General features: G+C 46.1%; 26 protein-coding genes, 1 tRNA gene, 1 pseudogene and 1 riboswitch. Of the genes and pseudogenes, 17 read left to right on the top strand and 11 right to left on the bottom strand.

Translation table 11 applies throughout. The features are described 5' to 3' along the window. Positions 1–161 precede the first annotated feature (161 nt). Positions 162–800: a TetR/AcrR family transcriptional regulator gene (locus T3H97_RS20155; RefSeq protein ID WP_328800684.1), complete on the top strand. Its 639-nt coding sequence runs from the start codon at positions 162–164 to the stop codon at positions 798–800. Positions 801–905: 105 nt separating this feature from the next. Continuing rightward, a complete protein-coding gene (locus T3H97_RS20150; protein WP_328800683.1) occupies positions 906–1,691 on the top strand; it encodes an SDR family NAD(P)-dependent oxidoreductase in 786 nt (261 codons plus the stop codon). Between the two features lie 149 nt (positions 1,692–1,840). Here the strand turns inward: T3H97_RS20150 and T3H97_RS20145 are convergent, their stop codons facing one another. Beyond that, the gene (locus T3H97_RS20145) at positions 1,841–2,278 is read right to left on the bottom strand and encodes a GNAT family N-acetyltransferase (protein ID WP_328800682.1); all 438 of its coding nucleotides are present in this window, start codon (positions 2,276–2,278) and stop codon (positions 1,841–1,843) included. A gap of 69 nt (positions 2,279–2,347) precedes the next feature. Further along, the gene (locus T3H97_RS20140) at positions 2,348–2,905 is read right to left on the bottom strand and encodes a phosphatidylglycerophosphatase A family protein (protein WP_023990028.1); all 558 of its coding nucleotides are present in this window, start codon (positions 2,903–2,905) and stop codon (positions 2,348–2,350) included. 152 nt (positions 2,906–3,057) lie between these two features. On the opposite strand from T3H97_RS20140, the gene T3H97_RS20135 reads away from it, so the two are divergent. The 3 genes from T3H97_RS20135 to T3H97_RS20125 all read left to right on the top strand — a co-directional run bounded on the left by T3H97_RS20135 (position 3,058) and on the right by T3H97_RS20125 (position 5,603). Next, positions 3,058–4,116 carry a GerMN domain-containing protein gene (locus T3H97_RS20135; protein ID WP_328800681.1) on the top strand — a complete coding sequence of 353 codons (1,059 nt, stop codon included), beginning with the start codon at positions 3,058–3,060 and terminating at the stop codon, positions 4,114–4,116. Positions 4,117–4,209: 93 nt separating this feature from the next. Then, positions 4,210–4,971, top strand: a complete 762-nt coding sequence (gene rph / locus T3H97_RS20130) for a ribonuclease PH (protein ID WP_328800680.1) — start codon at positions 4,210–4,212, stop codon at positions 4,969–4,971. After that, positions 4,971–5,603 (top strand): XTP/dITP diphosphatase, encoded by a 633-nt coding sequence (locus T3H97_RS20125; RefSeq protein WP_328800679.1) that lies wholly within the window; start codon positions 4,971–4,973, stop codon positions 5,601–5,603. Before rph ends, T3H97_RS20125 begins: the two co-directional genes overlap by 1 nt. Positions 5,604–5,697: 94 nt before the next feature. Here the strand turns inward: T3H97_RS20125 and asnB are convergent, their stop codons facing one another. Continuing rightward, complete coding sequence (gene asnB / locus T3H97_RS20120) at positions 5,698–7,542, bottom strand: asparagine synthase (glutamine-hydrolyzing) (protein WP_328800678.1); 1,845 nt, start codon at positions 7,540–7,542, stop codon at positions 5,698–5,700. 163 nt (positions 7,543–7,705) lie between these two features. Between asnB and T3H97_RS20115 the strand changes: the two genes are divergently transcribed. After that, a complete protein-coding gene (locus T3H97_RS20115; RefSeq protein ID WP_328800677.1) occupies positions 7,706–8,065 on the top strand; it encodes a hypothetical protein in 360 nt (119 codons plus the stop codon). 319 nt (positions 8,066–8,384) lie between these two features. Here the strand turns inward: T3H97_RS20115 and T3H97_RS20110 are convergent, their stop codons facing one another. Continuing rightward, the gene (locus tag T3H97_RS20110; protein WP_328800676.1) at positions 8,385–8,678 is read right to left on the bottom strand and encodes a magnetosome magnetite crystal formation protein family; all 294 of its coding nucleotides are present in this window, start codon (positions 8,676–8,678) and stop codon (positions 8,385–8,387) included. A 172-nt stretch (positions 8,679–8,850) separates the two neighbouring features. Between T3H97_RS20110 and T3H97_RS20105 the strand changes: the two genes are divergently transcribed. From T3H97_RS20105 to T3H97_RS20095, 4 genes and pseudogenes are all read left to right on the top strand, one after another. Continuing rightward, positions 8,851–8,924 (top strand) — tRNA-Arg (locus tag T3H97_RS20105). A gap of 294 nt (positions 8,925–9,218) precedes the next feature. Further along, positions 9,219–9,500 carry a hypothetical protein gene (locus tag T3H97_RS20100; protein WP_328800675.1) on the top strand — a complete coding sequence of 94 codons (282 nt, stop codon included), beginning with the start codon at positions 9,219–9,221 and terminating at the stop codon, positions 9,498–9,500. After that, a pseudogene (locus tag T3H97_RS26465) lies at positions 9,501–9,731 on the top strand (IS4 family transposase); the annotation flags it as partial. Positions 9,732–10,064: 333 nt separating this feature from the next. Continuing rightward, positions 10,065–10,967, top strand: coding sequence for a PhzF family isomerase (locus T3H97_RS20095; protein ID WP_328800674.1), 903 nt, complete (start codon positions 10,065–10,067; stop codon positions 10,965–10,967). Positions 10,968–11,129: 162 nt separating this feature from the next. On the opposite strand, the gene T3H97_RS20090 is transcribed toward T3H97_RS20095, so the two are convergent. Beyond that, positions 11,130–12,473 (bottom strand): 6-phospho-beta-glucosidase, encoded by a 1,344-nt coding sequence (locus tag T3H97_RS20090; protein WP_254329154.1) that lies wholly within the window; start codon positions 12,471–12,473, stop codon positions 11,130–11,132. Between the two features lie 186 nt (positions 12,474–12,659). Between T3H97_RS20090 and T3H97_RS20085 the strand changes: the two genes are divergently transcribed. The 3 genes from T3H97_RS20085 (at position 12,660) to T3H97_RS20075 (ending at position 15,677) form a co-directional block, all read left to right on the top strand. Beyond that, the gene (locus T3H97_RS20085) at positions 12,660–13,634 is read left to right on the top strand and encodes a LacI family DNA-binding transcriptional regulator (protein ID WP_328800673.1); all 975 of its coding nucleotides are present in this window, start codon (positions 12,660–12,662) and stop codon (positions 13,632–13,634) included. A gap of 158 nt (positions 13,635–13,792) precedes the next feature. Then, positions 13,793–15,211 (top strand): helix-turn-helix domain-containing protein, encoded by a 1,419-nt coding sequence (locus T3H97_RS20080; protein ID WP_328800672.1) that lies wholly within the window; start codon positions 13,793–13,795, stop codon positions 15,209–15,211. A 298-nt stretch (positions 15,212–15,509) separates the two neighbouring features. Continuing rightward, positions 15,510–15,677, top strand: a complete 168-nt coding sequence (locus T3H97_RS20075) for an aspartyl-phosphate phosphatase Spo0E family protein (protein WP_080682975.1) — start codon at positions 15,510–15,512, stop codon at positions 15,675–15,677. Here T3H97_RS20075 and thiE read toward each other — a convergent pair. The 5 genes from thiE to T3H97_RS20050 form a co-directional block, all read right to left on the bottom strand. Then, entirely contained in the window at positions 15,622–16,335 is a 714-nt protein-coding gene (gene thiE, locus T3H97_RS20070; RefSeq protein ID WP_025720392.1) for a thiamine phosphate synthase, read from the bottom strand. The two genes, T3H97_RS20075 and thiE, sit on opposite strands and share 56 nt — an antisense overlap. Next, entirely contained in the window at positions 16,332–17,162 is an 831-nt protein-coding gene (gene thiD / locus T3H97_RS20065) for a bifunctional hydroxymethylpyrimidine kinase/phosphomethylpyrimidine kinase (protein ID WP_025720390.1), read from the bottom strand. Before thiD ends, thiE begins: the two co-directional genes overlap by 4 nt. Continuing rightward, complete coding sequence (gene thiM, locus T3H97_RS20060) at positions 17,159–18,001, bottom strand: hydroxyethylthiazole kinase (protein ID WP_328800671.1); 843 nt, start codon at positions 17,999–18,001, stop codon at positions 17,159–17,161. The genes thiD and thiM overlap by 4 nt, the downstream gene beginning before the upstream one ends. Before the next feature lie 74 nt (positions 18,002–18,075). After that, entirely contained in the window at positions 18,076–18,765 is a 690-nt protein-coding gene (tenA, locus tag T3H97_RS20055; protein ID WP_328800670.1) for a thiaminase II, read from the bottom strand. Positions 18,766–18,903: 138 nt separating this feature from the next. Next, a riboswitch (TPP riboswitch) is annotated at positions 18,904–19,006 on the bottom strand. Positions 19,007–19,098: 92 nt separating this feature from the next. After that, a complete protein-coding gene (locus T3H97_RS20050) occupies positions 19,099–20,820 on the bottom strand; it encodes an NAD-dependent malic enzyme (protein WP_328800669.1) in 1,722 nt (573 codons plus the stop codon). Between the two features lie 397 nt (positions 20,821–21,217). Here T3H97_RS20050 and T3H97_RS20045 point away from each other — a divergent pair, with 397 nt between their 5' ends. The 4 genes from T3H97_RS20045 to T3H97_RS20030 are packed head-to-tail and all read left to right on the top strand — an operon-like array spanning position 21,218 to position 25,690. Beyond that, positions 21,218–22,339 carry a glycosyltransferase gene (locus tag T3H97_RS20045; RefSeq protein ID WP_328800668.1) on the top strand — a complete coding sequence of 374 codons (1,122 nt, stop codon included), beginning with the start codon at positions 21,218–21,220 and terminating at the stop codon, positions 22,337–22,339. A 4-nt stretch (positions 22,340–22,343) separates the two neighbouring features. Continuing rightward, complete coding sequence (locus tag T3H97_RS20040) at positions 22,344–23,609, top strand: polysaccharide biosynthesis protein (RefSeq protein WP_328800667.1); 1,266 nt, start codon at positions 22,344–22,346, stop codon at positions 23,607–23,609. Further along, positions 23,593–24,819 (top strand): glycosyltransferase family 4 protein, encoded by a 1,227-nt coding sequence (locus tag T3H97_RS20035; protein ID WP_328800666.1) that lies wholly within the window; start codon positions 23,593–23,595, stop codon positions 24,817–24,819. The genes T3H97_RS20040 and T3H97_RS20035 overlap by 17 nt, the downstream gene beginning before the upstream one ends. Then, complete coding sequence (locus T3H97_RS20030) at positions 24,779–25,690, top strand: glycosyltransferase family 2 protein (RefSeq protein ID WP_328800665.1); 912 nt, start codon at positions 24,779–24,781, stop codon at positions 25,688–25,690. Before T3H97_RS20035 ends, T3H97_RS20030 begins: the two co-directional genes overlap by 41 nt. Here T3H97_RS20030 and T3H97_RS20025 read toward each other — a convergent pair. Beyond that, a complete protein-coding gene (locus tag T3H97_RS20025) occupies positions 25,658–26,362 on the bottom strand; it encodes a response regulator (protein WP_328800664.1) in 705 nt (234 codons plus the stop codon). The genes T3H97_RS20030 and T3H97_RS20025 overlap by 33 nt on opposite strands. Positions 26,363–26,369 lie beyond the last annotated feature (7 nt).

Below are 26,369 nucleotides of genomic sequence, written 5' to 3'. Positions count from 1 at the left end.
CTACTTGTTGTGTTTCTTTTTTTATTTGACAAATACTCAGGCTTAGAATACTATGGTTCTTAACGGAAACGATGTTTCCTGAAAGTCTTGTGTAGTTCTTTAATTTATTATAGTAGCAACAAGCAACAGTTTTTAATAAGCAAAAGGAAGTGCATTCAATCATGTCCGAGCCATCGCATCCCTATAAAACCTATTCGGAAGTGAAGCTACAGCAGCAGCAATTGCTACGTAAAAATGTCATCGATGCCGCATGCATCCTTCTTGCGGAAGAAGGGCCAGAGGCCGTGACCGTGCGACGAGTTGCCCAGAAATTAAGCTGTTCCACCAAAATTATTTACAGTATCTTTGGCAGCAAGGATGGTCTTGCCAATGAGATGTACCTGGATGGATGTCGGCTATTGGCTGAAACCTTCCAGCAAGTACCTGTTACCGAGAGCGTACTCGCTGATCTTGAAGCTCTATGCTGGGCGTACTGGGAATTTGCGCAGCTTCATTCAGCCTATTACAAAATGATGTTTGGCGGGGCATTATCTGATTTCAAGCCAGATGAACAGAGCTTGGAGGGTACCACAACGGCATTGTCACGAATTCTGCACACCGTCACACACGGTATGGAGCAGGGAGCATTGAAAGAGCATGATCCGCTGCTGGTTGTCCGGATGTTTTGGTCTGCTTTACATGGAGTCATACATCTTCAGTTTGCAGGTCATTTTTCAGATGTAGATATGGCTCAAGGAGTGTATGCATTTACACTGAAGAATACGCTCGTAGCATTTAACACATCCTCATCCCCATCGTAAATATGAAGTGTACTGAGGTCGTCATAGTAGATGACTTCAGTTCATTATACAGCAGTGGTAACAATGTTTCTAAAATAAAACAACGATACTATGGAGGTTATCATCATGTTTATGTACGCAAATAAAACAGCTCTGATCACAGGGGCTTCATCCGGTATTGGCGAGGCCTTTGCCTATTCGCTCGCAGCTAAGAAATGTAATCTCATTTTGGTAGCACGCAATGAAACCAAATTAGAGACGCTGGCTAAAGAACTCTCAGCTAAATATAACGTAAAAGCAACGGTGATTGCGCTGGATCTTTCCACACCAGGAGCACCCCAAACATTGCATCAGGAGGTTCAAAAGCAACAACTAAAGGTAGATCTCTTGATTAATAACGCGGGTTTTGCCACCTATGGATACTTTGAGCAGGTTTCAGGAGAACGACAGCATGAGGAAGTGATGCTCAATGTGGCTGCTTTAGTCGACATCACACATGCATTTATGCCTGATTTATTGCGTAAGCGGGATGGGGGACTCATCAATGTTTCTTCCACAGCCGCATTTCAGCCCGATCCTTATATGGCCGTATATGGAGCAACCAAAGCATTTGTGCTTTCTTTTACTGAAGCGCTATGGGCCGAAAATCGGAAACGGGGGCTTAAAGTTTTGGCCCTTTGTCCAGGCTCAACAGAAACGCCGTTTTTTGATATTGTTGGCGCAAGTGAAGCATCAATTGGGATTAGGGAAACTCCCCAAACCGTTGTGAAGAACGCGTTGAGAGCATTTGAAAAGGGGCGTAGTCACATCATTTCCGGTCGCCAGAACTATTGGGTAGCTCAGGTGTCCCGGTTATTCTCTCGTCAATCCACGCTGGGAATTGTAGAACGTGCACTGCGTCCAAAAAATTGATTGTAATTTATGAATGAAGGTAGTCTGAGCATGAAATGTTAGGATTGCTAATGAATATGTTGTGAGTTTTATGCACCGGGTCTGATCGTTTCTAGCTCGACTTGAATCAGACCCGGCGTTCCAATTTGTATAGAACAAGCGCTTAGATCCTATTCCAGCCCTCGGGAGTATAGTAAAATTCCATCCCGTTTCTCCCAGCCGTTAGCTGACCAGAAGCGTTGACCCCCTGCGTTATGCTCCATCACAAACAGATGACATTTATCAATGCCTTCTCTCAGCAAAGCAGATAACGCTTTATCCACCAGTCTGGGCGCGACTCCTTGACCACGATGTGTTGTGGCTACACCCAGATGATACAGAAACCCCCTGCGACTATCGTGACCCGCTAAAATCGTGCCTATGATGTTTCCGTTGTACTCACAGACAAAGCTAAGTCCTTCGTTCCGTTGTAAAAAGCGTGCAATCCGCTCCGGTGAATCGGCCTCGCTTAATCCTAATCCGTCTAAGCCATTCCAAAGCTCAATGGCTTGATCATAATCATTAGCCTGCATCGTACGGAATGCATACCCTTCAGTAATGTTTGCCATGTCTAGTTCTCCTCTAACCCTTATATATCTGTTATATTCCCACGCGTTGTTTGTTATTTAGCGTGTTGTTTAACGTGTTGTATTCGGTGCGCTTTCTTCCCCAAGCTCCTGCTCACGCTCTGCCTGTTTGCGATGGGCGATACGGCTGCTGGCCGAAGCTGCGATAGCGCCCACAATGTCGTCCAGGAACGTATGGATCGGCCCGAGGCTTTTATCATTCAGGCGTTCCAGCACACCTGGTTTGAGTTTATCGACATAACCGTAATTGGTGAATCCTATGCTGCCGTACACATTTACAATGGAAAAGGCCAGAATTTCATCCACCCCGTATAATCCCTCATCATTTTCAATCATATCCTGCAATGGGGGAAGAAGAGCGCCCTGTTCGGCAAGGATATCCAGTTGGATGCCCGTGAGCACGGCATTTTGAACCTCGCGCTTCATCAGTACCTTGTCCACATTCTCCATACATTCTTCCATCGTTAGGGTTGGGTAATATTTTTTCTGTAAAAGCATGACCAGTTCTGCGATTTCAGTCAAGTTAACGCCACGCTTGTGCAGCAACTCGCGGGTGGCATCGGCTACCTTTTTACTATTCAGGCTGTATGGTGCTTTTTTCTTGTCCATAAAGTTGAATTTCTCCTCCTCGTATAGATCCTGATTTCTACTGCAATTATGACCAGTGTGTCCAGTCTGCTGAAAAAGTAGTTATTTTTTACGCGAGGCTTGTATACATATTAGTACAATCTGTACAAAATTGTTAGGGAGGAACTTCACTTATGAATATAAAACACCCATGGCGTATGACCTCTGTAGCTGGACTGCTATCCCTACCCCTGTTGTTGTCAGGCTGCAGCCTTTTCGGCAACGAATCGGCATCCATTGACCCCCCGCCGTCCACGACAGAGCAGTCCATGATTAAGGCTGTAACCGGAAAAGCACCCGCCAGTACAGGGCAACTGAGGGCTGTTTTTTTGCAAGATCATAACGGTTTGCTGGCCCCGGTATCTTTACCGATGGCTACAGGGGATGTGCAGGCAGATGCCAAATCAGCACTGGAAACATTGGTTGAGGGCGGGCCATATGCCGGATTATTACCCGAGGGATTTAAAGGTGTAATCCCCCAAGGTACGGAAGTGAAAAGTGTGACGGTGGATAAGAACAACAAGCTGGCTGTTGTCGAATTCAACAAATCTTTCGCCAACTATAAGCCACAGGATGAACGAAAATTAATGGAGAGCTTGACCTGGACCCTGACCGACTGTCCTGATATTGAGAGCATACAGATCTGGGTGGAGGGCAAAAAGCTGAACGAAATGCCTGTTGGCGGCACACCGCTGGATCATCCGTTGACACGTGCAGTAGGTATTAACTTGGAGATCGGTCATGGCGTAACACCACTGGATTCCAGTCCAGTCACTGTGTATTTCTCTTCATCTTCTCCTGCTGGAGTTCAATACTATGTACCTGTAACACGGTTGGTCAGCCCTGAAAAAGATCGCGTCCAGTCAGCACTGCATCAATTGATTCAAGGGCCGCAGACCAAAGATGGGTTACAAGAAGTGATGACAGGGGAGACGGCGCTGAAATCGGTAGAACGCTCCAAAGACAACGTCATTACGGTATCGCTCTCGGATGATATGTTTGCTAAGGGAGAAGCTGTGCCTGCTGAATTTTTGGAATCGGTTGTGCTGACAGCGGCAGACAATTCAGAGGATGCGGTCAAAACGAAAATTCGGATTGAACTAAATGGTGAAAAAAGCGTGATTGGACAAAATAATCAAAATTACGGAGAGCCTGTAGCCAAGCCGCAGCACATTAACGAAATTCCTCTTTAAGGACGGGGAATCGTCCTTGGGGTGCTTTTGCCTGCACACTTTGGTAAAATAAACATATAAGAACAGGTTGCATACGACGTAGGAGGAAAAAGCATGAGTAGATCTAACGGACGAAACGGTGATGAGCTGCGCCCGATGAAATTGACAGCAGGAGTAAATAAGTACGCGGAGGGCTCTGTTTTTATAGAGGTTGGCGAGACGAAAGTCATTTGCACGGCTACTGTAGAAGAACGCGTACCACCCTTTATGAAGGGACAAGGAAAAGGCTGGGTGACCGCAGAGTATTCCATGCTTCCGCGTGCGACTCATAGCCGTAATCAGCGTGAAGCTGCGCGTGGCAAGCTGACAGGCCGTACGATGGAAATTCAGCGTCTGATTGGAAGAGCGTTGCGTTCGGTGGTCAATTTGCCGGCGCTTGGTGAACGGACGATTACGTTGGATTGTGACGTCATTCAGGCGGACGGCGGAACACGCACAACCTCAATTACCGGTTCTTTCGTGGCGTTGGCGATTGCGGTCAATAAAATTGCCACCCAGCACAAGCTGCCTGTTTTTCCAATTACCGATTTTCTGGCTTCCGTCAGTGTAGGGGTTGTTGGTGGAAAAGCGTTGCTGGATCTGAACTATGAAGAGGATTCCAAGGCCAAAGTGGACATGAATCTTGTCATGACTGGCAGTGGAAAATATGTTGAGCTGCAAGGTACAGGTGAAGAAAGCCCATTTGACCGTAATGAATTGGATCAACTGCTTAGCTTGGGCGAACAAGGGATACTGCAAATGATCGAGCGCCAAAAAGAAGTGCTTGGACCGATTGCTGATAAGATTGGTGCTGGACGTACAGGAGCTGGCGCCTAATGCAGCTAGATGGCCCAGTCATCATTGTCGCTACGAAAAATAAAGGAAAGGTGCGGGAATTTGCGCATGCTTTTGCACCGTTTGGCAAGGAAGTCAGAAGCATGTACGATTATCCCGACATTCCTGATGTCGTTGAAGATGGCAAAACCTTTGCCGAAAATGCACTAAAAAAAGCTAAAGCGGTTGGAGATGTGCTCGGATTGCCCGTACTGGCCGATGATTCCGGCCTCTGCGTGGACTTGCTGGACGGTGCACCGGGGGTATACTCTGCCCGTTATGCTGGAGAAGGTGCCAGCGATCACGAAAACAATATTAAGCTGCTCGACGTTCTAGAATCGAAGCAGCTGGGTGATGATACGGGACAGCCTTTGCTAAGCCCGGCTCAATTCGTCTGTACCTTGATTCTATATAATCCGCAGACTGGCGAGACGTTGGAATCGACAGGCTCTGTGGAGGGCTGGATTACTACTGAAACCGCCGGCAGCGGCGGGTTTGGGTATGATCCGCTGTTTTATTTGCCAGAGTTTGAAAAGACAATGGCCGAGCTGACGTTGGAACAAAAGCAGGCTATCAGTCACCGAGGGATAGCTCTGCGTGATTTGGCAACAAAGCTGGGTAATCCACAGGCATAGCATTGGTAACAGGGGCGAAATCCTCCCCCCATTCACATAACGAAAAAGGCTATCCGTCAGTCATGAGCTGCGGATAGCCTTTTAATATTTCGTCTTATCGAATAGCTACCTTGTAAGTGCGCAACCAGTTATCCACTTGGGCCAAGTAGGCAAACAACTGGGGACCCGACATCAGCTGACCAAACCAAGGCAGATTGGTTGATGCCTCCGGTGAGGCGGCAATATCGCGTACCTTTTGCGCATCGATCAGCTTGAGCAGTGGGGAAGAGGAATCATCCAGCAGCTGCAGCGCCTGTTTTTTCACAGCCTCAAGGTAGGAAGGGTTGTGCGTTTTGGGATATGGGCTTTTTTTGCGATACAGCACATCATCCGGCAATACGCCCTCCAGCGCTTTGCGCAAAATACCTTTTTCACGTCCGCCTGTCATCTTGATACTCCACGGAATGTTCCATACATATTGCACCAATCGATGATCGCAATACGGAACACGCACTTCGAGTCCGGCTCCCATACTCATCCGATCCTTGCGGTCCAGCAGAGTAGGCATAAAGCGGGTGATGTTCAAATAGGACATGACGCGCATCTGCGCAGCTTTTCCTGTTTCCCCTGGTAGCTTCGGCACTTCTCCTACCGCTTCTGAGTAGCGATCGTTCAAATACTCCAGCGGCTTGATCCAGTCCCGTACCTCAGGAGACAACAGACTGGCTCTCATATCGGGTGCAACTGCCCACGGGAATGTACCCGAATTCAGCATATCCTCCCGGTGGAACCAAGGATATCCGCCAAAAACTTCATCCGCAGCCTCGCCGGAAATAGCGACCGTAGCTCCTTTTTTAATCTCCCGGCAAAAGAGATACAGTGACGAATCCACGTCCGCCATTCCGGGTAAATCCCGCGTTAGCGTGGAGTTGTTCAGAGCTGCTACAACTTCTGGCGTATCGAATTCAATCCAGTGATGATTTGTCCCTAATTCATCCACCATCCGCTGAATCCAGGGGGCATCGGCTCCGGGTTGAAACGCATGGGCTTTAAAATGCTTGTCGTTATCCACATAATCGACCGAATACGTATGAACTTGTCCCTGCCCGGTACGATTGTAATAATCGACAGCCAATGCGGATAGAGCACTTGAATCCAGCCCGCCAGACAATAAGGTGCACACCGGAACATCCGAAATGAGCTGCCGCTCCACCGTATCCAGCAACAGTTCTCGTACCTTAAGCGCCGTTTCTTCGGTGTTATCCTCATGTGCAATGCTTTCCAGTGTCCAGTAGGCTTGAATGCGCACGCCATCGCGACTGTAGGTTAGCGTATGCCCGGGGCGTAGCTCCTTCATGGACGAATAGACGCCGTGTCCGGGGGTACGTGCAGGCCCGATGATAAAAATTTCGGCCAATCCCTCGGCGTCCACTGCTGCCTCTACCGCTGGATGCTGGAGCAGTGCTTTGGGTTCTGAGCCAAATACGAATACTTCTTCGGTTTGGCTATAAAATAGCGGCTTCACTCCCAGCCGATCCCGTGCCAGAAATACCTGCTCCCGCTCGCTATCCCAGACCGCAAACGCAAAAATGCCGTTTAACCGATTCACACATTCGGGACCCCATTCGATATAGGATTCGAGCAGAACCTCCGTGTCGCATTGTGTACGGAAAAAATGCCCGCGCTGTTGCAGCTCTTTTTTCAGCTCAGGCGCGTTATATATTTCCCCGTTATATACAATCGTATAAGTGATATCCTCCAGCTGCCGGATCATGGGCTGAGCACCATTTTCCGGGTCCATAACGCTCAGTCTTCGGTGTCCGAAGGCACACGGGTTGGATATCCAGGTACCCGCAGCATCCGGTCCGCGATCGGAGAGCGTTTGTGTCATATTCAGCAGCAGCTCAGATTGATGCATTAAGTCTCCGTTCCACTGTATGAAACCTGTAATTCCGCACATGTCTGTTCATCCTCTCTTTGTCGTGTTCATCCAGTGTTGGAATGAATCAAAAACTAAATCCCCAGTTCATCAGTATATATGCCGAAAAGAAGCATAAAATGTCTGTCCGTTCCGAAAACTACAGATGGGGCAACCCGTCTACTCGCAAGGAAGGAGGGAGACCATGTACTACATCAAAGATGCCAAAATACGCCGCTTCACTGAACTTGACGGAGTGCGCTGCGCTGAGGTAGAGGTGCGGCCCGGTGCCGCAGATGACCCGGAACTGCTGGTCTATATCACGGCCAAGGATCAGACGGATGGTCAGCATGAGTATGACATGGTACGGATCATCCGCAATGACGCCGATCTGGAGCTGGATTGGTACGACAATAATCTGCATTCGGCATTTGAGGAAGTGACAGACAAGGCTTTTACCGACTCTACACACATTACTGCTGGTGAGGAGCGAGAGAAGTTTAAAAAAGAATTGCTCTCCTATGGGCAGCTCAGCACAGAGTTCGCCAAGGAGTTCGGGACATGAGGATATGGTGTGCTATGCCTCGGCTTTTGTTGATTTGGGCCCCGGCGCCATCGCCGGATCAGCGTGAAAGGAGGGGGAGATCATAGACGGCAAAGCGAATTATAAGAAAAATAAAGGCAGCAGTTATATTCATAACAATGAGTTCGCGGAAGAAGTGCTGGAGAAAAACGTAAGACATGAAGTACGGAGAAGTCCTAAACGCTTTGGGAATAAATAAGCAGCCATTGAACCAAATAGCAACAGCAACTTATCAAAAATGACCCTAAAGAAGCCTCCGTATCCCGCCAAATTTGCGGTATGTAGGAGGCTTCTTTTTGAACTAAGCCGCTTCACGCAGCGTCATAATCCCTTTGTAGATGTTATACACAAAAACCCCGAGATAGACCACTACGAATAGCAGTACAAACCCGATCACTGAACCTGCATGATTCGACGTTATAATAAAATACACTAGCGGAATCGCTGCAATAATGGGGAAAATATGCGATAAAATAGCTTTTTTTGCATGTCCCTGAACATATTCGTCCCGTACTGCAATCCACACAATGACAGGCACTAGAAAAGGTGCGAAGAAAATGCTGAAATAACAAAGTGATGACAAAAGACTTCTCACGGATTAACCCCCCTTTATGCGTGGTTCTTTGTACATAATACCCCGTTAGCGTCCAAATGATTCCTTTTGCAGTCCACTTCTCTACATCATGAAAAAATGCTTTTGACAGTTGCCCGAAATGTGATATAATAATCAATGCGCTGAATACATAAGGTTTATTGATCACCATCTTGTCCCAGTAGCTCAGCTGGATAGAGCAACGGCCTTCTAAGCCGTCGGTCGGGGGTTCGAATCCCTCCTGGGACGTCGAAGAGTTCAGATATGTAAAGTTTGAACGAAATTAAAAATGCTTCAAATCCTTGATATATAAGGGTTTGAGGCGTTTTTTATTTTATTGGGGTTACGATAGAAAACGTTAGAAAAAGGTGTGATTAATACACCTGTTTACACAAATTATACACACGATTTTTACACGCTATATAAACTAATACCCCTATATAGTAGCACGCCTGTTGAATAACCACAAAATGGCAGAAAAAAGATCGTCTTTTCTGCAGAATCGTTGGTACCATCCAAACGAATCCGAAAGAAGACGATCTTATGAGAAATTCTATCACGATTACATCTATCCTTCAATCCATGCTGACTCCTGAAGAAGTTCAAAGGGTTGTGAAGTTAATAGGTTATGAAGACAAAGCCCGCAAGTTTACGGTGTACCATTTACTCCAATACTGGTGCATGGCTGCGTTGGAACAATGGGGTAGCTATCGATCCATTGGGCTCCTTATCACGGAGAGCGTGCAGGTATTAAACTTCATGTCGCTTTACGAGCAGAAAATGGGCAACCCCTTCAGGGGGTCGAAACAGATCAATAAGGCTTGATGGCAGATTGAAGTCTTCTTTCGTTGGATCAAGCAACATTTGAATATTCCAACGCTGTTGGGCATGACTGAAAATGCGGTCTATGGGCAATTATTCTGTGCTCTAATCGTCTATGTCCTGCTCAATTGGCTATTTGTTGCTGCTCAGACCTCATGGCCCCAACATGCCGTTCTTTCCTTTGCGCGATTTTCTCGTCTATTTCTTCTTCAAAACCACCTGTTGAATGTCTGATTCAGATTCAGCGCGTTCTTCTTCAGTGCACCTCTTGTTTCATGAATTGAGTTACTTATTTTGGTTATTCAACAGGCGTGGCAGAATCTAAAAGTATCTATAATCATAAAAGATTTATTCCACTTTTAGATAAGGATTGAGAAGACCATTTCAGCTAACTGCGGCTTTAGTTTAATAACAATCTTCCATAAAAGAGCGCGATTCTATAATAAGGATCAGTTCGTTTTCATTAAAGGGCCATATTATATCTTTTAATTTAAGTGAAACTGCCTAAAAAGTATGTTAATATCGAATTTAACAGACAGACAAACTAGTATTTATAGAGGCGAAATTATGAAAAAATATAGAATATATCAAGTAGACTCATTTACAAAAAATAAATTTCATGGTAACCCTGCTGGGGTTGTTCCAAATGCAAATGGACTTACAGATGAGCAGATGCAGAGAATTGCAAGAGAATTAAATAATTCGGAAACTGCATTTATTTTTGAAACAGATTCTTCAAATTATGATGTTGAAGTAAGATTCTTTACTCCAACAACAGAGGTTCCAATTTGTGGTCATGCAACAGTAGCAGCACATTATATCTATGCAATTGAGAGAAAAGCTGAAACTGGAAGAATTATTCAAAAAACAAAAGCAGGTATATTGCCTGTTGATGTTATAAAGTATGAAGATGACTATTCTATTGTAATGACACAGGGAGAACCTTCTGTATCAGAGCCTTTAAATGATGAAATAAGAAGTCAGATTGCAAATGCGTTAGGTATTTCTTGTAAAGATATTTGCATGGAATATCCAGTTGCAATATCTTCAACAGGTCATTCTAAGGTAATGGTTCCGATTTACTCCAATGAAATACTACATAGTTTAAAACCTGATTTGCAGAAGCTTACAGAAATCAGCAAGCATATTGGATGTAATGGATATTATGTTTTCACATTAAATCCACAAGAGGATATATTGGTTCACGGAAGAATGTTTGCTCCTGCAATTGGAATAGCTGAAGACCCGGTGACAGGAAATGCAAACGGACCGCTTGGAGCCTATTTGGTACACTATAACATTTTGCAAAATGAGAATGAGCAGTCTTTTGATTTTGATATTTTACAAGGTGAGGCAATCAAAAGGGAGGGAACAATGCATGTCCATGTGAAAAAGGAACAGGGAAAACCCGTATTAGTTCAAATTACGGGGAAAGCGGTTATTGCTTTTTCAACGGAGATGATACTTTAAAAAAGTCTAACAAATTTATCAATAAGCTTAATGACGGATGGTCAAGCCAAGTACAAACCCAATAACACCAACGTCCCAGCAAGTACTCCTGGGACGTATAGCAAAAAGCTTCCTACATGTAGGAAGCTTTTTTGTGTTCCAGCAGGATGATTGCTGCTAGCTTTATACCGTCGCCTTCTCCTTATGAGCAAAGAATTGAGGTAGATGCTCTTTATGTGCTTCCAGTAATTCATCCAGCACGGTTTGAGCAATATCCCCGCTTGGCACGAGCGGATTCAGGGTGAAGGCTTGCAGTGCTGTTGCATAGTCACCGGTGACTGCCGCTTCAATCGTCAGCTCTTCCATTGCCTTCATCACTTGTAGCAAGCCCCGCTGTGCAGGTGGGAATTTGCCAAAGTTGACAGGTTCGGCACCATGGGCGCGAATGACACTGGTCACTTCGATGGCGCTATCATAAGGAACATCATCAATCGCACCATTGTTACGTGTACTAACCACCATCAATGTGCCTTTGTTGTTATAAATGGAATTAATGATCTCACAGGCTGCATCGCTGTAATGCGCACCACCGCGTTTGGATAGCTCCTCTGGTTTGTAATCCAAATTCGGATCTTTATACAGTTCGAACAGACTTTCTTCCAGACGTTTGACCACTTGGCCCCGAGTTCCTTCGTTTTTGGCTTCCTCTAATTCTTCCTTGAGCATGTTATCCGTCATATAGTAATACCGATGGTAAGGACAAGGCAGCATTTTCAATTGACGAACTTGATCATACAGGAAGCGCATGTTCTTAATATTTTCAACGACTTTCTCTGGCTTTGCACCCGGAGCGTACAGTCCTTCAATAACTTGCTCTGTTAATTCGGCCCCTGTTTTGTCATAAATCTTGTGCCAATGAAGGTGGTTAATTCCTGCAAATTTAAAGAACAGCTCTTCTTCCGGTTTGTCCAGCACAGCTGATGCACTCTTGATCGCGCCGATTGGAACATTACATAATCCGATGACTTTATCCCACTGACCATAACGAAGCACGGCTTCGGTGACCATACCCGCAGGGTTGGTAAAATTAATTAACCATGCATTCGGACATAGTTCTTTCATATCTTCGACGATACTGAGGATAACGGGTATGGTGCGAAACGCCTTGAACATTCCTCCGGCACCATTGGTCTCCTGACCGATCATGCCATGTTTTAACGGAATACTTTCATCCTTAATCCGGGCTTCCAGCAAGCCTACCCGAAATTGGGTCGTTACAAAATCGGCGTCCTTCAACGCTTCCCGGCGATCCAGGGTCAAATGTACCTCACAATCAATGCCTGCGGCCTTTACCATCCGTTTGGCCATGGCGCCTACGATCTCCAGTTTTTCACGACCTGCCTCAATATCTACCAGCCATAATTCCCGAATGGGAAGCTCTGCATAACGTTTGATGAAGCCTTCTACTAGTTCTGGTGTATAGCTAGAGCCTCCGCCAATGGTTGCAATCTTTATGCCTTTTTTCATAGTTAGTGCCTCCTAAGTATGTTTTGTAAACCGCTTTCTTAAGCACAAACTCACTGTAATCCCTGTAATGCATTACAGGTCAAGCGCTTTTAAAAAACTTATTTTGGGAAGGTGACAATTATAGGGCGGGCACTACGAACATGCTAAACACGAACATGCTAAAATAGAAAGAACGAGGTGAAAAAAATGGCGAATATTCATGAAATTGCAAAGCTGGCGGGGGTATCCTCGGCTACGGTGTCCCGTGTCATTAACAACCATCCGTACGTAAGTGAACCGACAAGACAGCGTGTGCAGGAGGTCATAGATCGACTGGATTATGTTCCTAATCTCAATGCGGTATCTTTAAAAAAAGGGATGACCAAGCTCATAGGGATTATTTCACTTTCTTTTAATGATTCATTGGGTTTATTTGTGCGCGGATTTACAATGTATGCCCAGGAGCATGGCTTTAATATAGCGCTGTTTATTACCAATGGGGAGAAGGAACAGGAGCTTGAAGCGCTGGAAATGTTGCGGAGAAAGCAACTGGACGCCTTGGTCTGTATGATTCGCGTCAATGAGTGGAGTGTGATTGAGCATTATACAAAATATGGTCCGATTGTGACCTGGCAGCGTGTAAACATTGAGGCAATCCCGTCTGTATTTATGGATCAGTATCAGGGCTATACGCTGGCATTGGAACATTTGTACGCCCGAGGATATCGGAAAATTGTTAATGTATACGGCAGCATGCGGGGGTTGAATACAAAAGAACGCATTCGAGCTTATCATGACTTTTGCGAAAAATATGATTTGGATGCTGAGGCCTTCCCGCATTTTTATGATTTAAATTCAATAGAAGCTGGTGAACAAATAGCTCATTGGTGGGCAGAACGAGCACAAACAGATAGGCCGGACGCCTTTGCCTGTTCTACCGATTATTTGGCAGCAGGTCTTTTGACTGAAGCGCGTAGGCTAGGTGTTTCTGTACCGAGTGATTTTGCAGTCGTAGGCTTTGATAACACCGAAATCTCGCATTTGCTTGATTTAACTACGATTCATTACCCGATAGACAAGCAAGCTGAGAATGCGTTCATTATGATTCGAAATGCCCTCGAAGGGCTGGATGAAACGATACATCATCTGGAATTCAAATTAGTAGAGCGAGCGACCACCTGATTCCAAAAGAGACTTCTTGTTAGTGGTTATTAATTACCATATTCAAGTTTATATAGTAGGAATAATGGAAGAAAAATGTTGACACATGTTAAAACTTGGTGAATAATTTGAGGTGAAAGTATAAAATTTGGATTTTTTGTATGAAGGGTGGTTATGACTTGGGACATACACCTACGATTTTGGCGAAGTTAGAGGATTATTTAGGGGAAAACAATTTGACGCTGGCACAATTTGCCGAACATTCAGGTGTTCATCAAAGAACACTTAATAATTGGATTGCCAAGCATCGTCCTGTTGCTATACATCAGCTAGATCGAATCACTTGGGCTATGGGACTACCAGAAGGTTTTTTTTACGAACTATACATAGATAACTACATCATTGAGCGTTCCCCGGATTGGAGGCGAATTGAGCCGTTGTTGTTTCGCTGTGCGGAACTGGACAAGTTGGATGCTATCCAGCTTGTAGTGGGACATATTATGGACAACCTTCTATATTCCCCAAAGTTATTTGATGCAGCAGAAAAATTATTCGCACAAGGTCAGCACAATGCTGCATTGTTGCTCTACGAAGGGATTGCGGAAGGCGAGAAGTACCAGCATTCTGAACGTTTGGCTGTCTGTCAGTATCGTCTGTTTACCATTCAGGTGGGTAACAATCAGATCCGAAATCTCAAGGCGGCTACACGATTTGAACCCTTTGTCGAACGTCTGAATGAAATAGATCAACTCGATGCGTTAAAAGATTTGGCGAATGTGTATCGTTCTCTGCGTGAATGGGACAAGCTCGATGCAACTGCTCGAAAAATGAGAGCCAAAGCGGAGATCCAATATTCTTTGAAACATCAACAGAAAAAGCGAGAGTGGGAGGAGTCTGAAAAGAGGCTGAGTCGTCCGATGTTTGTGTACATTACCTATGCTGATTTACTGTGTGCGAGTGTCTGTGAAGCCCAAGGCGATTATCAGCAAGCATTACAATTTACAAATGCCTACGCAAATTTAGATTGGGTGATCGAGACAGACCAGAAAACTCAACACTGGGTCAACTTGTTCAAGCATTGGGCAGAAGGTAATACTTATGTAAATAAACTCCTATCTGGAGATACGAATGTGCTTCCTCATTATGTTGAATATATTGCATCCACATCAATCACTACCGAGAATGAAAAGCTATCCAAGTTGCTGAACGTTATGATAGCTGCTAACCGATATGCAATAGATATCAATGATGTCCTTTCACGTTTTGCAGTGGAGATTAATTCTTTTGCTCTGCTATCACAATCTACTGATATGTACACCCAACAAGTGATGCCAGATTATTTTGCATGGTTTGGTTACGAGCTGGCTTATTACTATTTAAGACGGGGAATGTACAATGATGGCTTTAAACACTTAATATATGCATTGGTAAAAGCCCACATACTAAATAATGAGACTTATTTTATAAACTGTACGGGGCTTTTTGCACATTTCCAAGCACATGCGCTTCCCGAAACAAGGGAAGAGTATTTCAAACTATTAGAAAAGGTGTGGTTAGACAATGTTGAAAAAAATGATTCTGCTGGTCATCGCAGCTAGCTTCTTGTTTATTTTAGTAACGCCTGTTCAGTCGCATAACCAAAATCAAAGAATAACGCCTCAAGTACAAATTGGAGGTGCTTAAAACGGTTAGGTTGTATGTTCTAATATTTATTGAATCTTTTTATGAAAAAGAGCCTCGGTCCCGCTTTATTAGTGGAGACGGAGGCTTTTTTACGTGGATTTTGGGGCTTCGCTGTTTATGCAAACTTTTGGGATGTTCTTTTTTTGTTAGGCGCATCATTTGAAAATCCAAAAAACGTCTTTTTGTTATAAAATATGACATATAGGAGGGATCATGCTGATGAATCAAAGTGTGACTTTACTTTGTGTCGAAAGGGCTAGGAAGAAACTGTACCAGGTCCAGAAAAAGTATGGATTTTTAACACATCCCAAAGTAATAGAACAATCTAAAAAGCTGGATGATCTGTTGAATCAATATCAAACATGTAGATCGGATCATTGAGAAATGAGACCATATTTTTCTTTAATTCCTTGACCGCGCCTCTAACCTGCTCTGTCTGTGTCACGGCTGAGATCACCGCCACACCATCTGCACCTGCACGTGCGACTTCCTCAACACGGTCCACTGTAATACCTCCGATCCCAACAATCGGCACATCAATTCCCGCTTTACGCATCTCATATAAAATTGCCGGTCCCTGTACGGCATGGGCATCATCTTTCGAGATGGTGGGATAGATTGGTCCGACGCCGAGATAATCAGCACCTTGCAGGATGGCTCGACGTGCTTCCTCAATGGTATGGGCGGAGACGCCGAGAATTCGATTTCCGATTCGCTCGCGGACGGAATCGGCGGATTCATCGTCCTGACCGATGTGAACACCGTCGGCGTCGAGCTCAAGAGCCAACTCCACATCGTCATTGATGATGAAGGGGACACCAGCGTGACGGCACAGTTCCTGTAGCTGGCGCGCAAGTTCGAACATTGGAACGCCAGTTAACGCGCCGAGACCCTTTTCCCGGAACTGGACCATGGTTGCCCCGCCAGCCAGAGCCTCCTGCACGACCCAGTCTGGTTCCGCGAAGCAATTCACGCTTCCAAGCACCAGGTACATTTGAAGCTGGCGGCGCACCACCTCTGACAATATTCTGCCGCTCATAGAAGCATCTCCTGACGACGGCGGAAGGCCCAATGATTGGTGGGACCATGTCCCTGTCCAAGCTGCAAAGGTTCCTCAATCGCTGCCTGGATGAAGGCTTTACCATTCGAGATAGCCTTCGTTACAGATATCCCTTTCCCTAATTCCGCGGTAATCGCTGCCGAGAAGGTGCACCCTGTTCCGTGTGTATGGACAGTCCGTACTCGCTTGCCGCTCAGCTCTGTAAAGGAGGTTCCGTCAAAAAGCAGGTCAACAATCTGTCCGCTGCTCTCGCTCTCGTCAGCGTGGCCACCTTTGATCACAACGAATTTTGGTCCCATACTGCTAATATGTCTCGCAGCCTCGCGGCGATCCTCCATCGTATGGATACTGATCCCTGTCAGGGCTTCCGCCTCCGGGATATTCGGTGTAACGACCAGGGCCAAGGGGAGCAGTTCGTCCTTCAAAGCCTGCACCGCTTCCAATTGCAGCAGTTCAGCGCCCCCCTTCGCAATCATCACGGGATCGACGACGACTTTTTTCCAGCCGAACTTTCGGATCTGCTCGCTCACAAGACGGATGATGCCCGCATTAAACAGCATGCCAGTCTTCAGGGCATCCACTCCGATGTCTGATCCTACAGCTTCGATCTGTTCCGCTGTTGCTTCCTGTGGCAGTGGATATACGCCGTGAACCCCCAAGGTGTTCTGTACAGTAATGGCCGTAATAGCTGACATGCCGTATACGCCAAGCTCTTGAAAGGTTTTGAGATCGGCTTGAATTCCGGCCCCGCCGCCACTGTCCGAGCCGGCAATCGTCAGTGCTCTGGGTACACGAGTGTCTGTCATCGCGCACCACCTGCTGTAGTTGTTCCAGCTTCACGGATCGTGACATGCCCCTCTAGCGAACCAGTATGTAGTTTGGCAAGCTCGTCGAGAAAGGCAATCTGGAAGCTGCCTGGCCCTAGCTCTGCGGTACGTGCTGCGGCTCGGGAAGCTGCTGCACTGTAAAATGCCAAGCCTGCTGTACCTGCGAGCAGCAGGTTGGGTTCAACAGCTGCAAAGGCACCTAACACAGAGGTCAGCAGACAGCCTGCTCCGGTTACCTTCGTGAGGAGCGCGTCTCCGCCGCTTATCATTCGTGCTTCGGCTCCATCGGTGATGACGTCCTCTTTTCCAGTAATGACAACCATTGTATTGAGCGTTCGAACAGCCCGAATTGCCAGATCGACATGACCGCTGTCAGCACTGTCACCGGCATCTACGCCTTTAATCTCACGCGCTTCTCCGACAAGATGTGCGACTTCGGCTGCATTGCCCCGTACCAATGAGATTTTGACTTCACTCAGGATTCGCAGTGCTGATTCAGTTCTAAAGCTTGTTGCTCCCGCACCGACCGGATCCAGCAGGACCGGAACACCGTGTGCATTCGCCGATTGTCCAGCAATGATCATGGCATCCACCAGTTCGCGGTTCAGTGTACCGATGTTTAACACGACGGCGCCTGCTATTTTTGCCATATCTGCTACTTCCTCGGGTGCATAGGCCATCACCGGGGAGGCGCCCAATGCATACAGACCGTTGGCCGTAAAGTTGGTGACTACCACATTGGTCATATTGTGAACGAGGGGTTTGCTGTTTTGTACCTTCGTCAGGAGATCCGAATAACTTTTTTTCCATGTACTCATAATGATTATCCTCTCTATAGTTGATGGTTCAACAGGGCATTAAACGTACTTCACACATCGAATCGCCAGGCTGACTATTCCAAGACCGCTGCCTGCATCTGGACCGGCCATTCTTCCTGCTTATAAGCCATGTCCCAGAACTTATATTCCAGCTGGCAGCTCAGTATAAAATGCTCAATCATCCGCTCCCGCTCAGCAGCCGTTGCGTCTTCCGCCCAAGCATCTACACGTTCTCGGAACTTGAGTGTTGTATCATCAAGCTGGTCTCCATAGAAGCCAATCCATTCATAGAACGGATGAGACTCATCCGGCTTTACTTCATCCAGCAGCCTGCGACCAATCTCGGCATACGTCCACATACATGGCAGCAGCACAGCCAAGATCTCGCCCAGGTTGCCCTCATGCGCAACCGTCAGCATGTGACGGATATAGTGATGAGCCGACGGAGCGAGCGGATATCCCTGCAACTCTTCATAGGTCACCCCTGCGACAGCACAGAAATTTTGATGCGGATGAACCTCGCTGTGGAGAATAAAAGAGATTTGTTCATTTAATACAGCCATATCCTCCCGATTCGTGCATTTGGAGATTGCGATGCCGTATATCCGCATGTAGGCGTTCAAATATTCAAAGTCCTGTTTTACATAGTGAATCAGCTGTCCCCTTGTCAAACTTCCTTCAGCAATACCTCTCACAAAGGGGTGCTCAAAAATCGCTTGAAAAATGCCGTCCGCCTGCCGACGGAGTTCTTCTGTAAAACTCAATTTCCCCACCTCCATCAAATTGAAGAGCAAGAAGTCCTGTAAGAAAACAATTCCGGAACAACGCTAAAAAGCCGCCCCGGAAAAATGGGAGCGGCTTCAACAATAGGCCCAATACGCAAAAAAGCGTTTGAAACCTTATATACGAAGGCTCCACTTTCCTACGCTAGTACGAACTAGATCAGGTTCAAAGGGTCCAAGATACGTTCTTGTCTCAGCCATAGCGGCTCCCCTAGTGGACTTCTATTCTTTTGACTATTACTGTACATACGTTCATACGCTATGTCAAACATAGTGTGCAAAATATGAAATTTCCTCTAGTTAGGTGTTTTGGGCTTAGTGAGGGTGATGAATTACATTTTCCACTGCTTTGACCTTGGCATATTCCGGTTTCCACATTGCATCTCGTATAGCTTGTTCCACATTTGAAATGTGTGCCTGAGCTACCTGATCCTGAATCGCTGCTTTCGCTACCGCAACCGCAACAACGTACGAAACTTCGCGTAATTTTCCGATATGAGGGAGCAGCGCACCGCCAGGCGTATTCGAATCTACACCATTGGCAACAGCAACTGCTGCTGCTGTAAACATCGCAGGGGTAATCCTTTTGGCTTTAACCACAATCGCACCCAGACCCAGTCCCGGAAAAACAAAGGCATTGTTCGCCTGTCCAATCTCAAATTTCGTACCGTTATAGGTGACGGGCTCAAATGGACTTCCGGTTGCGATCAGTGCTTTGCCATCGGTCCACCGAATTAAATCCTCGGGTACTGCTTCTGCAAGGTTTGTAGGATTGGACATGGGCATAATGATCGGGCGTTCTACATGCTTCGCCATCTCCTTGATGATCTCTTCAGAAAAGGCACCTGCTACACCGGAAGTTCCAATCAATATTGTAGGCTTCACCTGACGGATGACCTCCAGCAGCGGTATTTTGCCGTCACCCGACCGGGTCCATGAGCTGACTTCATCCTTTTTGCGCACATACGGTTTCTGATACTCCAAAACGTCTTCCATATCTTCCGTTAACAGCCCGCGATAATCAAAGGCCCAAAAGGACTTGAATGAATCATCTGTGGAAAGGCCGTCCTCGATCATAGCACTCCGAATTTGATCAGCGTTACCGATCCCGGCAGCCCCTGGGCCGAAAACAAGTATTTTTTGCTCACGCAGCGGAGTCTTGGTGACACCCACCGCCGAAAGAATTGCAGCCAGGGTCACCGCTCCTGTACCTTGTATATCATCGTTGAAGGTGAGTATACTTTGACCGTATTTTCCTATAATATGGCGTGCATTTACGCTACCCACATCTTCCCAATGTAAAAGCGCCTTCGGGAATTGCGCTAACGTTTTGCTGATAAAAGTATCAATAAACTGGTTATAGGCTTCTCCGCGAACCCGTTTATGGCGGTTTCCGATGTACAGTGGATCATTCAGCAGCTTTTCATTATTCGTGCCTACATCCAGTACAATTGGCAGCACCCGCCCGGGATGAATGCCTGCCGCAGCCGTATACACTGCAAGCTTGCCAATAGCAATGTTAATCCCCCCGACACCCCAGTCCCCAATCCCCAAAATACTTTCGGAATCCGTCACGACGATCAGGTCCACATCCTCGCCGCTCAAACCGGAATTATAGAATGCTTGTCCAATACCGTTCGGATTATCTATCGACAAATATACGCCCCCAGGACGGTTGTACTCGTGACTGTATTCTTGAATCGCAGTTCCTACGGTCGGCGTATAGACTACGGGCAGCATTTCACTCAAATGATCGGTTAGCAGCCGGTAGTAGAGTACGACATTTCGGTTGTGAAGGTCGTTGAGAGAAGCATTTTTACGCAACATGGTGGGTTGTGCCAGAAACTGCTGATATGCCCGTACGCTCTGTTTCTCCAATGAAAGGACGGTTGGAGGAAGGATTCCTTCCAAACCCAGTTCTTTGCGTTCTTCTTCTGTAAAAGCGACACCTTTGTTCAACAGGGGATTTGCCAACACATCCTTTCCCCGTAATGGAGTAGATAATGACCCATCGCGATTGACATAAAATGCTTCCATAGAAAGACCTTCCTTCTCTTCATTTTCATAACTATTCATAACGAAAGATGACATGTTGTCCATAGTATGGACGTGCGAATCTGTTTTATTCTTCTATTTATATATGACAAAATAACCATATATATTTCTTTCTAATGATATAAAAGAACTAATTTTCAATATAGATTCGCTAACTAATCCTGATGCTTTTGGTTCTAATGAATCAGGCCTAAATACTCTGTTCTTATCAAATATGAAAATCAGTTTTTCTTCTCTTATCTCCTTATATATCATGGAGTGTCAGCTATTTTGTTAAGGAAATATGAAGTATTTGGACATTAATTTAACTCCTATAAGCAAACATTCTTAATTCTTTTTCAACAAAATAGAACTATTCGGAGGAAAAGGAGAGGTTTGTGTGCAGGGACCTATAGCCATTTTTAGCGATAACGACAGGGCTATTGATTATCCCAATGTGATTTGTTTTTACCAATATATACAGTGCGAGGACACGGAGGCAGCTTCAGTCTACGAGAACGCATGTTGTTGCCTGATTGATTATAGGGAGCCGGGGCAGGCGGTGCGGAAAGCTAATCAGATCCGTAGCCAATTTCCGCAAATGCCATTGTTATTGGTGACGGATGTAACATTTCCGTTCAGTGATCAGCATATGGTGCAAATCATCGGAGTAGGCCGTTTGCGGCTGCTATTTTGGCAAGCCAATGACAACGAAGAAATGCTTTCGGAAATACAAAGCTTGCTCTATCCCGAGTATTCGACCAAAAGCCAACATATTGCATTTATCTTGTCTGTATATAACGAAGAGCAACGTTTTGTTCATGTCAAAACCTTTGCTGAACGACTGCAAGCCTTTATCCGCAGCCACATTATTGAAGGTTCGATTTATCTCATTGATGATGGCAGCCACGATGGTACGAATGCCTTGATTAAAGCGCTGGAGGCAGCAACGGACTTGTCCGTAAACCGGATTAATCAGAATCTTAGTCCACTGCTTCAAACAAGGGAATTGGGACGCAATACACGTAAGGCAGGGACGTATCTGGAAGGGATGCGGACCATTGGTGCGGATTACTACGTATTTGTGGACGCAGATGACTCCTTTTTTATTGAGGATATTGCCAGAATGATTAATGTTGTTCAGCAGGGCTATTATGATGTCGTGATCGGAACCAAGGATATGACCGCCGAGAATCGATCTTTATTGCGATCTGTCGTCAGCTTTGGTAAGCGGGTCATTTCCCGTCCTTTTTTACCCACAGGTGTGGTGGATTCCCAGACTGGGCTTAAAGTGATGAGTTCGGTTGCAGTGAAACGGATGTTTCCGCATTTAAAGGAACAGCTCGGACTGGCGCTGGATCTAGAAATGATGTTTATTGCCAAGCGACTCCAGCTTCGTGTGCTGCAATTACCCGTCAAATGTATTGACCGGGATGGATCGCACATCCATGTCTGGAAGGATTCTATTCGTTTTTTGCGCTCCATCATTGATATTTGGCGACTGGATCGGAGGGTGAGATAACAACGTGAACAACCGATTGCGATCGTTGATGTTTCCTCTCTTTAATGTGCTGCTTAACGGATTTAATTTTTTCTTCCACATTGCAGCGAGTTGGTATCTTACCGGACAAGCTTATGGACAGGCGAATGCGCTGCTGGCACTTTTTGCACTTTTATCCGTTTTGGGTTTATCCATTCAGCTATTAACCGCCAAACTGGTCTCTAAGGGAGACCAAAAGCTTGCGCTACGAAGCTTACCGCTCGGTTCTCTATTACTAAAAGCACCTCTGGTGCTAACCGTGCTTGCCATGATCATTTTATTCATCTTTCATCCGTTACTGCGTTCGCTATTGGGCGTCGAATCTGGCCCGCTGTTCATGCTGTATGGCCTGATCGGACTGCATATTCTTGTGAGTTCGTGCCGCGGAGATTTACAAGGCAGGGAACGCATGCTGGCACTCAATGTGAACTATTACATTGAGGTATTAGGGAAGCTGAGCTTGTTTTTTGTTCTGGCTGCACTGGGGTTAAAGCTGGAAGCCCTACTGTTAGCGAGCTGTGGAGGAATGTTGCTGTCGCTGCTCCACGGCTGGATCGTTTCGGCTCGTGGCTTGTCCTTATTCACATACGGTAGAGAACATATCCCTTCTGGGCTATGGAAATCATTGAGTCAGGATTTCACCGACAGCCTTATGACGAATTTATTCATTTTGTTTTGTATCTCCATCGACATGTTGTATGTACAACATTACTTTCCCGAGCAGGCCAGCAGCTATGCCATTGCACTGAAGTACAGCCAATTGGTCTATTACGTTTCGTATAGCCTCATTGCTGCCTTTATTCCAAAGATCGGTGCGCAGGGGCATGACCGCCAAGCTTTGGGCAAGTTGATTGCCGTCTATGCCGGATTAATGGCTGTAGCCGCGATCTGTGTATATGTGGGCACGACCTTTGTGTTCCCATCCTCTATTCCTATATTATTCGGAGCCTCTTACCAATCGGCCGAGGCCTATATTCCATGGGGAGGATGGGTGTACTGGCTATTTTCCATCGTGCTGTTTTTTGTGCATGTGCACGTATTGGTGGGCAGACGCAAATTTATGTTCAGTCTGATGACAGGAGCCGCGGCTTTATTAGTAGCCTTTCATATTGCCCACACAGATCCGGTAGATTTTTTGCTATCTGAGTTCATTATTTACGGGGCTATGGCTCTCTACTTTGTGATAGACGCCTATATGCATTTGTTCAAAATAAAGATAAAGGGGGATTTACCCCATGAATACCATACATGAACAGGACGGTAAAACCGTAGTTCTATTGCTTTCCTGGCGTGACATTCGTTCACCTAAAAGCGGGGGAGCAGAAATTTTCACCCACGAAATGCTTAAACGCTCACAGCAAGGCCGCTTCCAGTTCATACATTTTTCACCTCAATTTGAGGGGATGCCTGAGCATGAAGTTATTGACGGTATTACGTATATTCGAAAAGGGAACATATACAGTGTTATTTATTATGCGATGCGCTATTACCGTCGTCATCGAGGGAAGATCGACTATGTGATTAACCAGGCAAATACGCATCAATTCTTTACCCGATTTTGGGTGGAGGCATCCAAGCGAATTTTTTTCATACATCAGCTAACAAGGGAAATATGGTTTGAGAACGCCAAATTCCCGCTAAATGTTATTGGGTTTCATATGGAGCCCTTGATGCTTAAGCTGGCTCGTAAGGATCGGACGCTTACGGTATCTCCGTCTACTCGATATGATCTACTTAAGCTGGGCTTTCACCCGGATCGTGTCCATCTTTTACCGGAAGGCATTGAGTTTGATCATTGGCCGCGCGAACAATTTTTAACGAAGGAGCCTAATCCGACCTTCATGTATGCTGGGCGCTTCGTCAAATATAAAGGCATTGATCTGGTTGTTGAGGCCTTTGGGCAGCTCAAGGAAAAGTTCCCTCAGGCTATGTTATGGATTGCCGGAAAAACCGATAAAACCTATGTGGCAGAACAATTGTTGCCGATTATGAAACGATATGGATTAACATACGGAGAACCGGATGAACAGGGGCAATCGCAAGCCGATATTACCTTTTACGGATTTGTTTCAGCAGAGCATAAGCTGGAGCTGATGAGTCGTGCCCACGCGCTGGTGTTTCCTTCCTTACGTGAAGGCTGGGGGTTGACGATTACCGAAGCGGCAGCCGTTGGAACTCCCAGCATTGTCAGCAATTCACCGGGTCTGGTGGATGCAACGGATTTCGGGAAAAGCGGGTATCTATGCTTTCACGGCGACATCCGGGGATTATCTGAACAAATGGAAAGAGCAGCGAAGGGCGGCGAAGATTACATGGCCATCCGTGAGCGGGCGTATCAATATGCGTTAAGATTCCATTTTGATCATACGGCTGCTGCGTTTGAGCAGTTGATGGAAGATTGGGTAGAGGAGGCGGAACAGAGTGGACAAAGTGGTCATTCTCTTCTCCACGTACAACAATGAACGGACGATAGAGCCTTGTTTGCGAAGCTGTATGGGGCAAAATTACAAGGATCTGCATATTGTAATTGCTGATGATGGCTCCAATGACCGGACCGTTGAGACGATTCGTATGCTGTCGGCAGGGAGTTCAGTACCCGTAACGATATTGGAGCTTCCCCATGGGGAGCGGGGAGTCGCTAGGGTCAGGGCGGTTGAGGAAGCGAAACGCCTGGGTGCCGAATACATATTTGTATTGGATTCCGATATGATTTTAGCCGAACATCTGATTCAGCAGAGCATTGACTTTTTTGACGATCATCAGGATATTGGCGCCTTGGTCGTTCCGGAAGAGGCGTATTCGGAAGCAAACAATTTTTTTTCCAAAGTGAAAGTTTTTGAGCGAAATGTGATTAATAACGCGGGTGAGACCTTGGGAAAACGCTCCATTGAAGCCGCACGCTTCTGGCGAATGAGCGCTTACGAATCGACGGGCGGGTTTAATGCGGAGCAGATTGCTTTTGAAGAAATACAGCCGACCTTGCGTTATATAGAGTCTGGCGGAGTTATTCGCCGGGCGGTATTTACACGGGTATACCATGATGAAAAACAGGTGTATCTGCACGATGTATTACGTAAAAAAGCCTACTATTTTTCGGTGATGGATCGTACGATGTCATCTGAAGAGGGCGGATTGCGAAAAGCGCTGGAACGTTGGTACTTCTTCCGTCCGGTGCTGTATACATGGGGGAATATGAAAAACTATATCCGTCACCCGTTGCTGACGATGGGGATGTTGTGGATGTATGTATGCCTAACTGTGATTGGGGTAGCCGCCGTGTTAAAGGGCGGCACCCGTCACTCAGGCGATCTCGCTAAGGCGGATAAGGCGTAAGGATGAATGGCCGAGGGTCAGCGTATCCAGCGTGTACAAGTCGGGATCGGAAGATTCCGACTCCTCATACGGTATATATAATGAATGCGTGGTTAACTGAATACCTTCCCCGTCAGGATGACGTAGTGAGCAGCCGACAGGATACAGCTCAGCGAGTGCAATGTGTACAGCGGTTACGATATCTTGTTCATTCAGCAGCACATAGGGTCGGTACGGTGCATTCAAAATGCTGTCTATAAAAACTGACAGGTCGGAAGCTACGTTCTGGTCTACATGTAGGTTGTTTCGGTTGAGTTTGGCCTGCTCAAGCGCCTCATACAGTATTTTTTTTAGCGTATCATCATCCAGTTCCAGCGGTTTCGTCAAAAAACGGAATACACCGACTTGATTAATCGCCGATAAAATGGACTGCGTATGCAGGTGACCAGACAAAATGATTCGTACGATATGTGGATAATCCTTCTTAATCATGCGAAGGAAGGTAATCCCATCCAGACCAGGCATGAGCAGATCGGAAACGACCACATCAATAGGGTGCTGTTCCAGCACTTGTAAGGCTTCTTTGGGCGTGTGAGCGGTATGTAAGGTGAATGCTTCTTGCGTCAGGGTCCGTTCAAGCAGGGACAGAACCATAGGGCTGTCGTCAACAAATAGAATGTTTTGGGGTGTCATAAGAACT

Source organism: Paenibacillus sp. LX16 (assembly GCF_036252815.1).
GTDB lineage: Bacteria > Bacillota > Bacilli > Paenibacillales > Paenibacillaceae > Paenibacillus > Paenibacillus polymyxa_B.
This window is presented reverse-complemented; position numbering and strand designations above follow the sequence as displayed.

What these genes read in the sequence shown, in the direction of transcription:
- rph (WP_328800680.1), top strand. Translation starts at nt 4,210, where the DNA reads ATGAGTAGATCTAACGGACGAAACGGTGATGAGCTGCGCCCGATGAAA.
- T3H97_RS20125 (WP_328800679.1), top strand. Translation starts at nt 4,971, where the DNA reads ATGCAGCTAGATGGCCCAGTCATCATTGTCGCTACGAAAAATAAAGGA.
- T3H97_RS20155 (WP_328800684.1), top strand. Translation starts at nt 162, where the DNA reads ATGTCCGAGCCATCGCATCCCTATAAAACCTATTCGGAAGTGAAGCTA.
- T3H97_RS20140 (WP_023990028.1), bottom strand. Translation starts at nt 2,905, where the DNA reads ATGGACAAGAAAAAAGCACCATACAGCCTGAATAGTAAAAAGGTAGCC.
- T3H97_RS20050 (WP_328800669.1), bottom strand. Translation starts at nt 20,820, where the DNA reads ATGGAAGCATTTTATGTCAATCGCGATGGGTCATTATCTACTCCATTA.
- T3H97_RS20150 (WP_328800683.1), top strand. Translation starts at nt 906, where the DNA reads ATGTTTATGTACGCAAATAAAACAGCTCTGATCACAGGGGCTTCATCC.
- T3H97_RS20025 (WP_328800664.1), bottom strand. Translation starts at nt 26,362, where the DNA reads ATGACACCCCAAAACATTCTATTTGTTGACGACAGCCCTATGGTTCTG.
- T3H97_RS20135 (WP_328800681.1), top strand. Translation starts at nt 3,058, where the DNA reads ATGAATATAAAACACCCATGGCGTATGACCTCTGTAGCTGGACTGCTA.
- T3H97_RS20035 (WP_328800666.1), top strand. Translation starts at nt 23,593, where the DNA reads ATGAATACCATACATGAACAGGACGGTAAAACCGTAGTTCTATTGCTT.
- T3H97_RS20100 (WP_328800675.1), top strand. Translation starts at nt 9,219, where the DNA reads ATGAGAAATTCTATCACGATTACATCTATCCTTCAATCCATGCTGACT.
- T3H97_RS20085 (WP_328800673.1), top strand. Translation starts at nt 12,660, where the DNA reads ATGGCGAATATTCATGAAATTGCAAAGCTGGCGGGGGTATCCTCGGCT.
- T3H97_RS20145 (WP_328800682.1), bottom strand. Translation starts at nt 2,278, where the DNA reads ATGGCAAACATTACTGAAGGGTATGCATTCCGTACGATGCAGGCTAAT.
- thiE (WP_025720392.1), bottom strand. Translation starts at nt 16,335, where the DNA reads ATGAGCGGCAGAATATTGTCAGAGGTGGTGCGCCGCCAGCTTCAAATG.
- T3H97_RS20075 (WP_080682975.1), top strand. Translation starts at nt 15,510, where the DNA reads ATGCTGATGAATCAAAGTGTGACTTTACTTTGTGTCGAAAGGGCTAGG.
- thiD (WP_025720390.1), bottom strand. Translation starts at nt 17,162, where the DNA reads ATGACAGACACTCGTGTACCCAGAGCACTGACGATTGCCGGCTCGGAC.
- T3H97_RS20095 (WP_328800674.1), top strand. Translation starts at nt 10,065, where the DNA reads ATGAAAAAATATAGAATATATCAAGTAGACTCATTTACAAAAAATAAA.
- thiM (WP_328800671.1), bottom strand. Translation starts at nt 18,001, where the DNA reads ATGAGTACATGGAAAAAAAGTTATTCGGATCTCCTGACGAAGGTACAA.
- T3H97_RS20115 (WP_328800677.1), top strand. Translation starts at nt 7,706, where the DNA reads ATGTACTACATCAAAGATGCCAAAATACGCCGCTTCACTGAACTTGAC.
- asnB (WP_328800678.1), bottom strand. Translation starts at nt 7,542, where the DNA reads ATGTGCGGAATTACAGGTTTCATACAGTGGAACGGAGACTTAATGCAT.
- T3H97_RS20090 (WP_254329154.1), bottom strand. Translation starts at nt 12,473, where the DNA reads ATGAAAAAAGGCATAAAGATTGCAACCATTGGCGGAGGCTCTAGCTAT.